Below are 14290 nucleotides of genomic sequence, written 5' to 3' on the forward strand. Positions count from 1 at the left end.
CATGAACCAAACGGAACTGCTAGAAGAAGTATTAATCCTCGCTCGCCAAGCTGGTAGCGCTATTATGGGGATTTACGAAAAAGATTTTAACGTTGAATACAAAGCCGACGAAAGCCCAGTAACCGACGCCGATCTAGCAGCTCACAAAGTCATCGCTAATGGTTTAAAGCACTTAACCCCTGACATTCCAATTCTTAGTGAGGAAAGCGCCGATATCAGCTGGGATGTGCGTCAAACATGGGACCGTTATTGGCTGGTTGACCCAATTGATGGCACTAAAGAGTTTATTAAAAAGAACGGCGAATTTACTGTAAACATCGCACTAATTGAAAATGGCAAACCCACGTTAGCCGTGGTTGATGCCCCAGCACTTGGGGTTTCTTACCTAGCTGCTGAAGCTATAGGTGCATTTAAAGATAAAGGCGATGAACGCATTGAGCTTAAAGTAACGACTAAAGCAAATAAAGGCTTAATTCGCGTAGTCGGTAGCCGTTCGCATCCTTCTCCTGATTTAGCCGAGTTTGTAAAACGCTTTGATGAGGTGGAAATGGTGTCAAAAGGCAGTTCATTAAAGCTGTGCTTAGTCGCCGAAGGCAGCGCTGATATATACCCGCGCCTCGGCCCAACCTGCGAATGGGACACAGGCGCAGGCCATGCTATTGCCGAAATCGCTGGTGCAAAAGTCACTAAACTCGACGGCAGCCCACTACTGTACAACAGCAAAGATGAATATTTGAATCCGTATTTTGTTGTTTCAGCAATAGAAGAAGAAACAAAGCTATAAGCCGTAAGTTTTAAGTGGTAAGTTTAAGAACAGATCGGTGTTAAATTTATCATCGTAGGCTAGGTTGAATGCCGTGACGTAGGCTGGGTAGAGCGAAGCGAAACCCAGCATGTTTAAGGGATAAGCGGTAGAGCTTTCTGCGTTAAAATTTTTTCGTGCATGATTTATTGCTGTACCTTAAAATGAAATCACAACTAATTATAAGGAACAATAATGACGACTGTTGAAAAAGCGATTGAATCGGCATACCAAACACAAATTACTAATTTATATAACGCCCTGAGTCAGGCAATTTTAGGGGCTAATGGTGATGCTGAGGATATTGCTGTTGCTGAGGCTAGCTTTAAAAAAGGCTTGGCCTTTGCTGCCGATATTAAAGCTCGCGCGCTTAACGCAGCTGCGCAATAACTGTTTATTCGAGTGAGCACACAACTGTGCTCACTCACTATATTTTTACGGCACACTGTGCCCTGTTGAACCTTGCCAAATACGATACCACTGTTCGCGGGTAAGCTTTAATTGCTTGGCGGCGACGGCTGATTCAACACGTTTGATATTGCCCGTACCAAGTACTACCGATGGTGCACTTGGGTGCATTAACAACCAAGCATATACCACTTGGTCAATTGAACTTGCGCCAATCTCGCTAGCAACCTGTTCCAGCACATGGCGTAAACGAATCGCTTTATCATCATTTTCTGCAAAAATGCGCCCACCGGCAAGTGGCGACCAAAGCATTGGTTTAATATCCAATAACTGGCATTGATCTAAGCTACCGTCATCGAGTGCTTTCATCTCATAAGGAGAAAACTCGATCTGATTGGTCACTAATTCAAAGTCCAGACGTGACTGTAATAAACTTAGTTGCGATGGCGTAAAGTTCGATACACCAAACTCAAGTACATCACCGTTTTGCTTTAAGGTATTAAAAGCTTGTGCCATTTCATCAGCATGCATTAAGTAATCAGGGCGGTGAATCAACAACACATCTAAGCGATCAGTATTAAAGTGCTTGAGTGACTGTTGGGCTGAAGTAATAATATGTTGCGCACTCGAATCATAGTGGTTAGCCTGCCCTGCCAATCCTAGACTTGGAAATGCAGGCTTTATCCCGCATTTGGTAATTATCTTAATCTCGTCACGAATGCTTGGCTTAAGCGCCAAAGCCTTACCAAACTCAGCCTCACAGCCATATTCACCATAAATATCGGCGTGATCAGTATGCTTTACGCCTACTTCAATTGCTTGCTCAAGAAAGTTTAAACACTGTTGCGGCGTGACTTGCCAATCTAATAACCGCCAAAACCCCAGTACTAATTCATCTATTTTACGGTCTAAATCACTCATTTTTTTTCCTACTTTAACCCTTTTAACAAATCAGTTAAGCCTACGTTAATAAGCCGTTACAATTAAATCGAGTCGAGAATTAATTTATTCTTTATTCTACCTACTTATTAAGGTATTAATAGTAATAAGGTTTGTACCTTTAAAATTAAAAAAAGGAATTAAAACAATGAAATCTGCAAATGCTTTATCTGCATCTATTGATATTTTTATCAGTCCGAGTAAAACCTTTAATGGTCTAAAAGAAGCGAAAGGCTGGTCTTGGCTAGCGTTCGCGCTTATCACTATTATGTTAGTCGCCAGCACCTATATTTTTTACAGTAATGCTGACTCACAATTTATTTTAGAAGAGCAAGTTGCGGCTGCAACTGTTGATGCCACTATTGGTGAGAAAAAAATGATTCGCCAAAGCATGGAGCAAGGCATAGATAACCAAATATGGTTTGCTATGGGAGGCGGTGTTTTTGGCATTATATTAATTAACGCATTAATTGCGGGCTATTATTTGCTTGTATCAAAACAAGATCCTGATGCAAATTATAGCTATGGCGCCTGGTATGGTTTTGGTTTTTGGGCCATGATGCCTATGGTTATTTCTAGCTTAGGTGTCATTGCATTGGTATTAACCGCAAGCACTAATGAGCTTTCCATGAGCTTATTTAATTACGCTTCTATCAACCAGTTAATATTGGGCTTAGAGCTCGGTCACCCATTTTATACCATGATGGAAAGTTTAAATATTTTCAGTATTTGGGGCATCGCACTGGCAGCTATTGGGCTTAAATGTTGGACCAACTTTAGCTTAAATAAAGCGATCTTATTTGCAGCCCTTCCTAGCATTATCATTTACGGTATTTGGACTGTGATTGCTGTTGTTTAAAAAAATGAGAGGGTGAGTATTTTTTACCCTCTCAATTCTATATGGAAGTAAAAATGAAAAAAGCGATTATCGTCACCTTAGCCATTGCCGCATTTATTGCTTTGATTGTGTCAAAGCAAATCACTGGTAGCGACAAGGCACCAGAAGTAAATATTGCTAAAGTCGAGCAAGGCAGTATTGCTGATTCTATTTTGGCATCTGGAAACTTAGTATTTAATACGCAAGTACAACTTCGTTCTGAAGTAACAGGTCGTGTTGATAAGGTCTTTGTTGAAGAAGGTCAAAGTGTTAAACAAGGTGATATTTTAATGCGCCTTGATACTACGGCGTTTGAGTCAGAAGTAAATCGTAATAAGGCTGTGCTCCGTGCTAGCGAAATCGAAATTAAACACAGTAAAACACGCTTAATTAATATTGAACGCCAATTAAAGCGACAAAAAGAATTGTATGATGTTGGCCTTGCAGGACAAGAGGTTTACGAAAACCTACAAAATGCGCGTGATCTGGCAAAAATAGATATTGAAGCCCGTGTTGAAGCTTTTAATCAAGCTAAAGCCTCTTTATCCATCGCTGAAGATAGGCTCAGTAAGAGTGTATTTCGCGCCCCTATGAGCGGATTATTAGCGTCTGTAAATATTAAAGAAGGTGAAACTGTTATAGCCGGTACCACCAATATCATTGGCTCAGATTTAATGCTGGTTGCAGACCCAAGCGCTATTTTAGCTGAGTTAAGAGTCGATGAGACTGATATTGCGGGTATTAAACTTGATCAGCACGCTGACATTTATGCCGCAGCTTACCCAAACCAACCTTTCACCGGTAAAGTCATCAATATTGGCACATCAGCTAAAAATCAAGCCGGCTCTCAAGGATTGTCTTTTCGCGTAAAGGTACTACTTGATAACACCGACAGGCAACTCTACGCAGGTATGAGCTGTCGCGCTGAAATTGCCACCAGCATGGCTGTAGATGGTTTGAAACTACCCATTGAAGCTATTCAAAAAGAAGATGATAAATACTTTGTTTGGCGCTTAAACGATGACAACACAGTCACTAAAACCTATGTTGAAGTGGGTATTTCATCAGATATTGAACAAGCGATTACTAAAGGCTTAAATAAAGGTGAGCGAATAGTAATAGGCCCCGCACGGCCAATTAGTAAATTAAAAGAAAATGATACCGTAAAAGTGAAACAGCCTCTAGCCAAGGATACGCAATAATGTCGGCAGTTATAAAGCTGGAACACATCAATAAACAATACAAAATGGGTGAGCAAATATTTAAAGCTCTTGATGATGTGAATGTTGTCATTAACGAAAACGAATACGTTGCTATTATTGGCCCTTCGGGTTCAGGTAAATCAACTCTAATGAATTTATTAGGTTGCTTAGATACACCTACAAGCGGTGATTACTTTTTAAAAGATAAGCTCGTAAAAAGTATGACTGAAACTGAACTTGCTCATCAGCGTAATGAAAGTGTTGGCTTTATTTTCCAGAGTTTTAATTTATTGCCACGTGCCTCAGCTCTTGAAAATGTAATGCAACCCTTAGTATATCGCTTCATTCCTGCTAAGCAGCGTAAACAGCATGCGCTTGAAGCACTAAAGCGAGTGGGCCTTGGCGATAAGGTAGATCATTTATCAAGCCAGTTATCAGGGGGTCAGCGTCAACGAGTCGCGATTGCTCGTGCCTTGGTGACTAAGCCACATATTTTATTAGGCGATGAACCCACAGGTAATTTAGATAGTAAAACCACCACCGAGATCATGGCATTGTTTGATGAGCTGCATAATGAAGGCCATACCATTATTTTAGTGACCCATGAACAAGACATTGCCGATCATTGTCAACGGGTGATCCGTTTAGTTGATGGTAAAGTAGTGAGCGATGTACGCAAAGGTGAAGGAGAAAAACAACATGTTTAAATCTGCCATTGCGATTATGGAAGGTACCAAAGCAGCGTTAATGGCAATTAAAGCTAACGCCATGCGTAGTGCACTTACCTGTTTAGGAATTATTATTGGGGTTGCTGCCGTAATAACTGTGGTTGCGGTAATGCAGGGGTTTACCAAACAAATTAATGATCAGCTTGCTGATATGGCTCCTGATGTAACCTCAATCAAACCCTTTACTAGTATTGAAAAAGAAATGGTCGGTAAAAATGCCAAACTTACCTATACCGACTTTTTGACCCTAAAAGCACGAGTAAAAGAAGCCGAAACCTTCACTGCACTTATGTTTACATGGCGTTTTTCTGGTGGTGCAGAATATGGCAATAAAAGCCACTCATCCCGCGTAATGGGCACAGAGCAAGACTATCAAAAAGCATATCGCACCTTTCCTGAGCTTGGCCGCTTCATTCGTGCTGAAGATGATGAAAAGCGTCGCCGCGTTGCTTTCATTGGCCCATCAATCATTGAAAAACTTAACTTACCTGAGAATCCCGTTGGTGAATATATAAAGCTTGGCGGTGAATGGTTTAGAATCATTGGTGTGGCAGAAAAACAAGGTAGCTTGCTAGGCTTTGATCAAGATGATTATATTAATATTCCTATCAGTACCATGAGCGCCTTGGAAGGTGCGAGTAGTACCAGTAATGTACAAATTATGTTTAGGCTAAAAGAAGACAGCGACGAAGAGCTCGTACTCGCTAAAATCACGCGTATTTTACGCCAACTTCATAAACTCAAAGACGATGAAGAAAACGACTTTGAATTTGAAACGGCTGAAAAAGCCCGTGCCAATGTAGACAAATTTACCGGCAGTGCAACAGCCATTACCGCAGGCATCGTCGGTATTAGTTTGGTGGTCGGCGGTATTGGGGTAATGAATATCATGCTGGTATCGGTCACCGAGCGTACACGGGTGATTGGCACCTTAAAGGCTCTGGGCGCTACACCAGGGTTCATTATGTTGCAGTTTTTGGTAGAAGCGGTGGTGTTATCATTATTTGGCGGTTTAATTGGTCTCGCTATCGGTTATGGCGCAGCAGCTCTGATCTCGCTGTCAGTGCCAAGTATGCCTGATGCCTACATACCAGGCTGGGCAATTATGTTGTCATTTGGGTTTACTTCTCTAATCGGCATAGTCTTTGGTTTAGCCCCCGCGATTAAAGCAGCAAGACTAAACCCAATAGATGCACTTCGTTACGAATGATCATTGCACTTTATAAGGTACCTTAGCACAGCTTACTGCCACTGTTTTAGGGTACCAAATAGGACCTAAGTCATTTACTACCAGCTCTGCTAAGCCATTAGTAAATGATTTATAGGTGTGCACACTTTGCCACTGCGAGTCAGGACATATTTCAGATAAATCAACTGCATCTGACCCCTCATAAAGCGCAGCTGCAAAGTTATGATGCCATTGCTCACTTTTATGATTTTTCGCCAAGTCATCATACTCACCATTATCAAAATGAATATTTGTACAACCAGTTACAGCCATTAGCAGCAAACAAAGAGTCAAAAGTGTTAGATTTTTCATATTCCCGCTCCTGCAATCTGCTGTTCATCGCACCAAACTCTAATAGTGTGCGGTGCATATATTCCTAGTGTTACCAAGCCTAACGCGCCATCGGTAAATGTTTGTTGTGACTGCATTTGTACTACGGCTTGCTGGCCACACACTTGTTTTACATCAACACGCTGTTCGCCTACTAATCCCCACATAAAAAATGGTCGACTATCTTGGTAACTAGGTTTTGAGCTAAGCTTAGTGACTTGCTGCGGCTGAATCGTTACCGAAGAGCAAGCACTGAGCATAAGTAACACTGAGCAAGTTAAGAGTGCTCTCATTATTGTATCCTTTAATTAATTTGGTTAAGAGCTGTAATTGTATCGAGAGAAACTCTAAATAAAGGTAAAAAACTGTAGTTAATTTGTAGACAGACAAGGGGGATTTGAACATTTTCTTACACGGAACTTATTTAGCTCTTTAGCGCCTAATTACTATTATTAGACAAGTATGAAATCGCTAGCTAAAGGTATTTAATGCATATAAAACCACTATTTAAACTTGCTCTAGGTTTGCTGCTAATAACCAGCTTATTTGTCGACAGCGCTCCCTCTGATGAACAACTAGGTATTACAGATACAGCCTACACGCCTGACCTGTGCAAACAGCATTTACAAGCAAGCCGTATGCAAACTTATAGCAAGCAATTTAATATCCCTCAGCAACTTAAATTACTTACGTGGAATATTTATAAAGCACAAGATGCTGATTTAATAAAAGATTTAACAACCCTGAATAGTCAAGCAGATATCATTTTGCTACAAGAAGCCATTGAAGACCCCCGTTTAACTCAGCTGAAACCCTATTGGCGTTTTGCACTGGGTTATAAAAGTGGTGAGATGCAAACTGGCGTAATGACATTAAGCCATTGGCCTGCTGCGGTACACTGTACTTTCATTCATCGAGAGCCTTGGTTACGTAGCCCAAAAGCGACTAACATTGTTGAGTATGTTATAGCAGGCAATCAACGCTTACTTAGTATAAATATGCATGGTATTAACTTTACTTTAGGTACCGCAGATTATAAAAAACAACTGCAAGACTCACTCAATATAATGGCGCAACATACAGGGCCAATAATTTTTGCCGGTGACCTCAATGCCTGGAGCGACGCCCGCCAACATTTAGTTGTCAGCTCACTGACAAACTTAGGACTGACAGAAACAAATTACTTTGATGACAAGCGTACAAAAGTATTTGGTTTAGCACTTGATCAAGTATGGACTCGAGGTGTCACGATTGCCGATAGTACAGTGTTGCAATACGACAGTTCAGATCACAATCCTATTTTAGTAACCTTAGCTCTCAACGAGGAAAAGCCATGAGAAAAGCCACACTCAGCTGGTTATTTATTACTTTTTTCGCGCTATTTAGTCAGTATAATTTTGCCACTACAAGTGATAATGAAATAAACCAGCTGATCGAATTTATCAGCCAAAGTAATGCAACGTTTATTCGCAATGGCGATGAGCACAGCGGCACCGAAGCGGCCGATCATTTAGCAATGAAATATCGCAGAGCAAAACGCTATGCTAAAACGGCTGAAGATTTTATAGAAAACCTTGCGAGCAAAAGCTCATGGAGTGGTAAGCCGTACACAGTGATTTTAACTGATGGCACTACAATTACCGCCAATGAGTGGTTAACCGATGAATTAACACGCTTACGAAATACAGAAAAGCCGCAGTAAATGCGGCTTGGTTTCACTCTTTAGGAGAGGTGACTTAATTTCTGAAGTAATACTACAATCTTAATATTGCAGTAAATTATTCTCGTCTTGCTCATCATTTTGCTCGATAGAATCAATCATAATGTCAGCAATTTCGTTCGTTTGTTCAATCTTATCTTTTTCTAAGTAAGCATTTCTAACTGTTTCATTATTTTTAGCAACATATGCTTCGCCTACCGAGAAGTTATCGTCAGAGAAGTTTTCTATTGCATCAGCTTTTGCCAATGACTTTTGGATATCTAAATACTGCTGCACCTTATTATTTACTGGCTGGGTGATTTCACCAATTGCCGGTACTTCAGGTGTCAGAGGCTGGGCACTAAGCGCTCTTGCTTGTGCTGATATTTGAATACTATCAGTCTTCGCTAAGCCTTCTTGTGATGGAGCCTGAACAGGGGTTAGCTGTCTGCTGCTATCGTTTAACTTAGTGTTCAGTTGGTATTGGTTAATTTGATTACTGGCTTGAATGTTCATGATCTCTCTCCATCTAGATCGATACTATAAGAAAACATAGCTGAATATTTAGTGAACACAACGTTTAATAAATAAACAATCACACCAAAAAAAGCAAAACTGTAAAGCAGATATTACTTGCACCTAATCTTGCGACTAGGTATAAAAATAATCACTAACTTTAATTAGAAGCGAAAAGCCATGCAACAACATGATAATCAACCACTCACCGACTTTACCGAATATCCCGCAGACGTCATGCTAGAGCGTGCCCAAGAGTTTTTAACTACCAGCCAGCGTCGCCATAGTATTCGTAGTTTTAGTGATCGCCCAGTGCCAAAAGAGATCATTGAAACTTGTATTAAAGCCGCTGGAACAGCACCAAGTGGTGCAAATCACCAACCATGGCATTTTGTAGCGATCAACTCTAGTGACGTAAAAAAACAAATTCGTGAGGCAGCTGAAAAACTAGAACGTTCATTTTATGAGGGCCGTGCTGGCGAAGAATGGCTTGATGCGTTAAAACCCCTTGGCACAGATGCCAGTAAACCTTATTTAGAACACGCACCTTGGTTAATCGCCGTGTTTAGTCAAAAGAAAGGCGGGTTAACGACTGATGATAAAAACACTAACTATTACGTGCATGAGTCAGTAGGACTGGCAACAGGTTTTTTAATACAGGCACTGCATAGAGCGGGGTTAGCAACACTCACCCACACTCCAAAACCAATGAGCTTTTTAACTGATATCTGCGGCCGAGATAAAGACAACGAACGCCCTTATATGCTACTCATTGCCGGTTACCCCAGTGATGAAGCAACCGTACCAAATCATGCCCTAGTGAAAAAATCGCTGGATGAAATTGCTACATTTATTTAGTGTTTTCCTCTTTGCAAAACCATTGGTAGAGCATGGCTATGATCGACTCTACTTTTGAGTCGATCAAATAATAATAAATTGTTTGTCCATCACGGCGAGTAGCCACCATATCGGCTTTGCGCAAACTCGCCAAATGTTGCGACAAAGCAGATTGAGCAAGCGGAACACGCTCATTTAGCTGCCCTACACTTAACTCATTGTTTAATAAGCTGCATAAAATCATTAAGCGATTTTTATTCGCCATCAGTTTTAAAAATTGTTCCGCCTGCTGTGCATTATTCGCTAATTGCTCAATATTCATAACGATCCCACTAAAACGTTCTAAGTAAAGTATAGACTTTTACATTAGTTAAATCTAATATAAATAACATTAGAAAAAACTAATGTAAGGTATTTATATGAAAGTGAACGATGGTATTCTTTTACTTGCAGGTAGTATGGTGACAATTTCAGTCATTTTAAGCTACTTTGTAGATAGCCGTTTTATGTGGTTAACATTATTTATAGGAGTAAACCTGATCCAAACAGCGTTTACTAAATGGTGCCCACTTATAAATTTTTTGCGCAAACGAGGATTTACAGACTAATGCTTACTTCAATCCCTGATCTAATGAAAATAGTTACGCCGAACCAACGTCGTATTGATGCAGAACAAGCAAAACAAGAGCTAGAGCAAAACCAAGGCTTATTAATTGATGTTCGCGAGCCAGCTGAGCATGCAACCAAAGCCGCTACAGGCGCTATTAATATTCCGCGCGGTTTGCTTGAAATGAAGTTAATGGAAATAGAGAAAGACCCTGCACGACCGATTTACCTTCACTGCGCCAGTGGCGCACGGGCAACATTAAGTGCAGAAGCCCTGACTCGAGTAGGTTATGAAAATGTCACTGTAATTACTTGTAATGCAGGGGAAGTTTGTCAGGTATTTTAATACAATTAGCATAACAGCTTCACATAAAAGTCACACTGGTCGGATAAGCTCGTAGTTTTATTTTTAACGGTACAGAGCAATGACGTTTACACGGAGAAGTTTTTTAAAAGCATCGGCAGCGGGTTTTGGCGCTGCCGTTTTATCATTAGGTATCACAGGTTGTACATTTGACAACGATGATGATGAAACCATTGAAGTAAGCTTTGAGCACGGAGTAGCCAGTGGCGATCCATTGAGTGACAGCCTGATCTTATGGACCCGTGTAACTCCCCTTGATGCAGCAGCTAGCAGCATAAAAGTGCAATGGCAAGCGGCAACCGATGCTGACTTTAGTAATATAGTCCATGACGGCGAGACCCATGTCAGCGATGCTACCGACTTTACCTTAAAAGTCGATTTGCAAGGCCTTGATGCTAACACTACTTACTATTACCGCTTTAAATCGAATGGCAAAACCTCACCTATTGGTGCAGGTAAAACACTACCAACAGGCAGTATTGATAAAGTAAAATTTGCAGTTATCTCGTGTGCTAACTACCCTGCTGGCTTTTTTCATGTTTATGGCGAAATAGCTAAACAAACAGACCTTGACGCTGTACTTCACCTTGGTGACTACATTTATGAATACGGCAATGGTGGCTACGCCAGTGAAGACGCAGCTTTACTTGGTCGCCTTTTACCTGAAGACAATAGTGACGAAATAATCAGCCTAACTGATTACCGTAAACGTTATGCCCATTATCGCACCGATAGTAACTTACAAGCTGCTCATAGCAATTGCGCGTTTATAACCGTGTGGGACGACCATGAGGTTACTAATGATACTTGGCGTGAAGGCGCAGAAAATCATAACGATGGTGAAGGTGAATTTAACGCGCGTAAAATGCACGCTTTACAAGCCTACTTTGAGTGGATGCCTATACGTAATGTAGCCGATAAAGAACGTATTTACCGTCGTTTTGAATTTGGTGATTTAGTCTCGCTGTATATGCTTGATACTCGAGTACTCGCTCGCGATGAGCAACTAAGTTACGGTGACTTTGATTTAACCAGTGCGCAGGGGCAAAGTGACTTTGTTGCTGCGATTAGCTCGCCAACGCGTGCATTGCTGGGAAATGAGCAGCTAACTTGGCTTACCGATGGCATGACAAACTCTAGTTCAAAATGGCAAGTACTTGGCCAACAAGTGTTAATGACCAAGATGCACCTACCGTTTGAAGTACTGCAACTTTTAGTGAGCCTGCAAGTAAGCCAAGCTAATGGCGCCGATACAAATGCCTTATTAGCTCAAGCATCAGCATTATTTGCTGAGTTGGCACAAATTAAGGGCCGCATTCTAGCCGGTGACCCAACAGTCACTGATGCAGAGCGCGCGCGTGTTGATACCACTGCGCCTTACAATTTAGATGCATGGGACGGTTATGCTTATGAACGTGAAGTATTACTAGGCACTGCGATCGCGACACAAAAGAACCTAGTTGTATTAGCTGGCGATACTCATAATGCGTGGGCGGGCCAATTAACCACCGACGCCAGCAACCCAATTGCTGCATCACAAAATGCCGGTGTTGAATTTGCTACCTCATCAGTGTCTTCGCCTGGTCTTGAAGAGTACTTAGCGCTGAACACCCAAGGGCCAGAAGCAACCGCGCAAATGGAGCAAGTTATCCCGCTATTGGTTAATGATTTGGTTTATAACAACCTCGTCGATCGTGGTTATTTAACCGTTACCTTTACACCAGAGCAAGCCGAAGCCAAATGGAATTACGTCAGCAGCATTAAAACCGCCTCTTACGAAATGCAAACTGAGCGAAGTAAAGCGTTACATATGCTAGCAGGTCAGCCCGTAATTCAAGGGTAAAGGCTCAAGAAAGTATCTAGGGGCTAGGGAAAAGGTTCTAGTTGAAAGATCAAAACAGCCCTGCGATCACACGATCGCTGGGTTGAGTTGATAAAAATGTTTAATACATGAGAGATGTGCTTGTTATTTCTTCTCGTCTAGTAGCGTGACCATCATTTGCTCGATATTTTTCACACTGTAGGTAAGTGCGCGGAGTAATTCGACTTGGCTTTGTGGTTCATCAGCTTTAGCCTTGCTTGGCTTTGTTTCGGCTAGATTGTCTTTTTGCGTTAATATCGCCTCACGAAATTCGCTGGCATTCTCAACCCCGAGCAACGACACTAACGCACCGTGCCCCGACTGACCTGCGGTTTCAAAGCTTAATCGATATAAACCAAATAAACGCATCAATGGCCCTTGGCTTAATCCTACATCGGTTATTTTTTCAAGTGGAATCGACTTTTCTTCTTTAAAAAACAAACCACGCTTTACCACCAGCTTACGTTCTAAGAGCACTGCTGACATTGCTTTAAGCATACGCCCTGCCACGATCCAAATTATTAAGGCTACGATTGGAATTAATGGAATACCAACCAAACACACCAAGCAGGTAATAACTCCTAGTGTGATCCAGTAAGATTTTACTTTAGGGTTAAAACTTGCGGTTTTTAAAATAGACTCTGACACAATTATTCCTTATAAACTAATCACAACTCGAATAGCTAAAATAATAAATATAATACCTAGTAACTTATCCAGCCATGGCGAAGGCTTTGTAAAAGCAAAACGCTTTTTTGAAAACTCAGTGAGTGCAGCCACCAATAAATACCAACCAGTATCGATAACAAACACGGTCACGCACATGATCATGCCGACTTTAAATGTGAGATTGGCAGGGTCAATAAACTGCGAGAATAACGCTAAAAAGAATACCGCAAGTTTGGGGTTTAAAAACGCAATCGCAAAACCATCTTGCAGCGCCTGTTTGCCATTACCACTTTGCTGAGCAATCTGTAGCTCATCAGCACTTGGCTTTGCTAATAAGATTTTAATTCCTAAATACGCTAAATAAGCTGCGCCTAGGTAGACTAGCACTTGATATACAGTGGGAAATTGCAACATCAATGCACCGAGGCCAAGTAACGATGCTGCGGCATAAAAACCCACCCCCACACCATGGCTTAGCGCTGCTAACATGCCGTTTTTCATACTGCCATGAATGCTATGCTTTAACACTACAGCCAAACTAGGCCCGGGTGACATAGCCCCCATCATACAGACAGCGACTAAACTGAGCCAAAGTGATAATGTCATCTACAACTCGTTATTTTCAATGAGCAACGCATAGCCATTCGCTTCACCGAAAAACCCTGTGATTGAGCTTACATTTATGACTTTCCAACCATCTTGGTTTAACTGATAAATCTTTTCATTAAGTGCTTTAATATCTGCGCCACCAAAAAAACGCGTCTTTTTAAATTCTATTATTTTTTGCACTGCTATCACCTTTTAAAGTTGATACTCAAAATCATAAAAATGTATTCCAGCCTCGATACGAATAGCCATTTTCCCGCTAAGGCCTGCAAGTTCATTACTACCTGAATCTGGTACTACATTTAAAATCAATGAATCTTGGCCTTTATCCATAGTGCCAAAATGCTGCAGTACAAAACTGCCTTGTTTGCCTGCAAGTGTGCCAACCACTTGCTCAATAGCAACATAGCCTGCACTGCCCTGGGTGGCTGTCATAGCGCTGAGCATTTCGCCAGTGCTGGTCGCATCAAGCTCCCCAGTAAAGGTTTTATCTATCGACATACGGCCTAAATTTACGCCATCAATGCCTTTTGCATAGCCTTCAATGGGGTTGAGTTTAACGGTAAATTCACCGGTTACTTTATGAGTTGCCATGTTAGTCCCTTAGTTGTTATTAAG

21 protein-coding genes are annotated in these 14290 nt (G+C 41.4%); 12 read left to right on the forward strand and 9 right to left on the reverse strand.

From position 1 onward, the window contains the following. The first annotated feature begins 1 nt into the window (after window position 1). Window positions 2–784, forward strand: coding sequence for a 3'(2'),5'-bisphosphate nucleotidase CysQ (gene cysQ, locus NQT69_RS17415; protein ID WP_256828941.1), 783 nt, complete (start codon window positions 2–4; stop codon window positions 782–784). Between the two features lie 213 nt (window positions 785–997). Beyond that, a complete protein-coding gene (locus tag NQT69_RS17420) occupies window positions 998–1192 on the forward strand; it encodes a hypothetical protein (protein ID WP_256828942.1) in 195 nt (64 codons plus the stop codon). 45 nt (window positions 1193–1237) lie between these two features. On the opposite strand, the gene NQT69_RS17425 is transcribed toward NQT69_RS17420, so the two are convergent. Further along, window positions 1238–2131, reverse strand: a complete 894-nt coding sequence (locus NQT69_RS17425) for an aldo/keto reductase (protein WP_256828943.1) — start codon at window positions 2129–2131, stop codon at window positions 1238–1240. Between the two features lie 166 nt (window positions 2132–2297). Between NQT69_RS17425 and NQT69_RS17430 the strand changes: the two genes are divergently transcribed. Genes NQT69_RS17430 through NQT69_RS17445 form a run of 4 tightly spaced genes read left to right on the forward strand, consistent with a single transcriptional unit; the run spans window position 2298 to window position 6166 of the window. After that, entirely contained in the window at window positions 2298–3008 is a 711-nt protein-coding gene (locus tag NQT69_RS17430; protein WP_256828944.1) for a YIP1 family protein, read from the forward strand. A gap of 53 nt (window positions 3009–3061) precedes the next feature. Further along, window positions 3062–4228 carry an efflux RND transporter periplasmic adaptor subunit gene (locus NQT69_RS17435; RefSeq protein ID WP_256828945.1) on the forward strand — a complete coding sequence of 389 codons (1167 nt, stop codon included), beginning with the start codon at window positions 3062–3064 and terminating at the stop codon, window positions 4226–4228. Then, window positions 4228–4935 (forward strand): ABC transporter ATP-binding protein, encoded by a 708-nt coding sequence (locus tag NQT69_RS17440; protein WP_256828946.1) that lies wholly within the window; start codon window positions 4228–4230, stop codon window positions 4933–4935. The genes NQT69_RS17435 and NQT69_RS17440 overlap by 1 nt, the downstream gene beginning before the upstream one ends. Next, window positions 4928–6166, forward strand: coding sequence for an ABC transporter permease (locus NQT69_RS17445; RefSeq protein WP_256828947.1), 1239 nt, complete (start codon window positions 4928–4930; stop codon window positions 6164–6166). The genes NQT69_RS17440 and NQT69_RS17445 overlap by 8 nt, the downstream gene beginning before the upstream one ends. On the opposite strand, the gene NQT69_RS17450 is transcribed toward NQT69_RS17445, so the two are convergent. Next, window positions 6167–6496, reverse strand: a complete 330-nt coding sequence (locus tag NQT69_RS17450; RefSeq protein ID WP_256828948.1) for a Bor family protein — start codon at window positions 6494–6496, stop codon at window positions 6167–6169. It lies immediately after the preceding gene. Beyond that, window positions 6493–6807: a Bor family protein gene (locus NQT69_RS17455; RefSeq protein WP_256828949.1), complete on the reverse strand. Its 315-nt coding sequence runs from the start codon at window positions 6805–6807 to the stop codon at window positions 6493–6495. The genes NQT69_RS17450 and NQT69_RS17455 overlap by 4 nt, the downstream gene beginning before the upstream one ends. 195 nt (window positions 6808–7002) lie before the next feature. Between NQT69_RS17455 and NQT69_RS17460 the strand changes: the two genes are divergently transcribed. Both NQT69_RS17460 and NQT69_RS17465 read left to right on the forward strand, forming a co-directional pair. Further along, window positions 7003–7851, forward strand: coding sequence for an endonuclease/exonuclease/phosphatase family protein (locus NQT69_RS17460; protein WP_256828950.1), 849 nt, complete (start codon window positions 7003–7005; stop codon window positions 7849–7851). Then, window positions 7848–8216 carry a DUF5329 domain-containing protein gene (locus NQT69_RS17465; RefSeq protein ID WP_256828951.1) on the forward strand — a complete coding sequence of 123 codons (369 nt, stop codon included), beginning with the start codon at window positions 7848–7850 and terminating at the stop codon, window positions 8214–8216. The genes NQT69_RS17460 and NQT69_RS17465 overlap by 4 nt, the downstream gene beginning before the upstream one ends. A gap of 60 nt (window positions 8217–8276) precedes the next feature. Here NQT69_RS17465 and NQT69_RS17470 read toward each other — a convergent pair whose 3' ends face one another. Further along, the gene (locus NQT69_RS17470) at window positions 8277–8729 is read right to left on the reverse strand and encodes a hypothetical protein (protein ID WP_256828952.1); all 453 of its coding nucleotides are present in this window, start codon (window positions 8727–8729) and stop codon (window positions 8277–8279) included. Between the two features lie 180 nt (window positions 8730–8909). Here NQT69_RS17470 and NQT69_RS17475 point away from each other — a divergent pair, with 180 nt between their 5' ends. After that, complete coding sequence (locus NQT69_RS17475) at window positions 8910–9587, forward strand: nitroreductase family protein (RefSeq protein WP_256828953.1); 678 nt, start codon at window positions 8910–8912, stop codon at window positions 9585–9587. On the opposite strand, the gene NQT69_RS17480 is transcribed toward NQT69_RS17475, so the two are convergent. Next, window positions 9580–9888, reverse strand: coding sequence for an ArsR/SmtB family transcription factor (locus tag NQT69_RS17480; protein WP_256828954.1), 309 nt, complete (start codon window positions 9886–9888; stop codon window positions 9580–9582). The two genes, NQT69_RS17475 and NQT69_RS17480, sit on opposite strands and share 8 nt — an antisense overlap. A 97-nt stretch (window positions 9889–9985) precedes the next feature. On the opposite strand from NQT69_RS17480, the gene NQT69_RS17485 reads away from it, so the two are divergent. The 3 genes from NQT69_RS17485 to NQT69_RS17495 all read left to right on the forward strand — a co-directional run bounded on the left by NQT69_RS17485 (window position 9986) and on the right by NQT69_RS17495 (window position 12379). Continuing rightward, window positions 9986–10174 carry a YgaP family membrane protein gene (locus tag NQT69_RS17485; RefSeq protein ID WP_256828955.1) on the forward strand — a complete coding sequence of 63 codons (189 nt, stop codon included), beginning with the start codon at window positions 9986–9988 and terminating at the stop codon, window positions 10172–10174. After that, on the forward strand, window positions 10174–10518 hold the full coding sequence (locus tag NQT69_RS17490; RefSeq protein WP_256828956.1) for a rhodanese-like domain-containing protein: 345 nt from the start codon (window positions 10174–10176) through the stop codon (window positions 10516–10518). The genes NQT69_RS17485 and NQT69_RS17490 overlap by 1 nt, the downstream gene beginning before the upstream one ends. Window positions 10519–10597: 79 nt before the next feature. After that, window positions 10598–12379 carry an alkaline phosphatase D family protein gene (locus tag NQT69_RS17495; RefSeq protein WP_256828957.1) on the forward strand — a complete coding sequence of 594 codons (1782 nt, stop codon included), beginning with the start codon at window positions 10598–10600 and terminating at the stop codon, window positions 12377–12379. Between the two features lie 123 nt (window positions 12380–12502). On the opposite strand, the gene NQT69_RS17500 is transcribed toward NQT69_RS17495, so the two are convergent. The 4 genes from NQT69_RS17500 to NQT69_RS17515 are packed head-to-tail and all read right to left on the reverse strand — an operon-like array spanning window position 12503 to window position 14266. Further along, window positions 12503–13045 (reverse strand): PH domain-containing protein, encoded by a 543-nt coding sequence (locus tag NQT69_RS17500; RefSeq protein ID WP_256828958.1) that lies wholly within the window; start codon window positions 13043–13045, stop codon window positions 12503–12505. Window positions 13046–13054: 9 nt separating this feature from the next. Next, window positions 13055–13672 carry a LysE family translocator gene (locus NQT69_RS17505; protein WP_256828959.1) on the reverse strand — a complete coding sequence of 206 codons (618 nt, stop codon included), beginning with the start codon at window positions 13670–13672 and terminating at the stop codon, window positions 13055–13057. Next, a complete protein-coding gene (locus tag NQT69_RS17510; RefSeq protein ID WP_064668494.1) occupies window positions 13673–13855 on the reverse strand; it encodes a hypothetical protein in 183 nt (60 codons plus the stop codon). It abuts the gene before it with no gap. Between the two features lie 12 nt (window positions 13856–13867). After that, window positions 13868–14266: a DUF3224 domain-containing protein gene (locus NQT69_RS17515; protein WP_256828960.1), complete on the reverse strand. Its 399-nt coding sequence runs from the start codon at window positions 14264–14266 to the stop codon at window positions 13868–13870. Window positions 14267–14290: the final 24 nt, after the last annotated feature.

The organism is Pseudoalteromonas shioyasakiensis (assembly GCF_024518675.1).
Classification (GTDB): domain Bacteria; phylum Pseudomonadota; class Gammaproteobacteria; order Enterobacterales; family Alteromonadaceae; genus Pseudoalteromonas; species Pseudoalteromonas shioyasakiensis_B.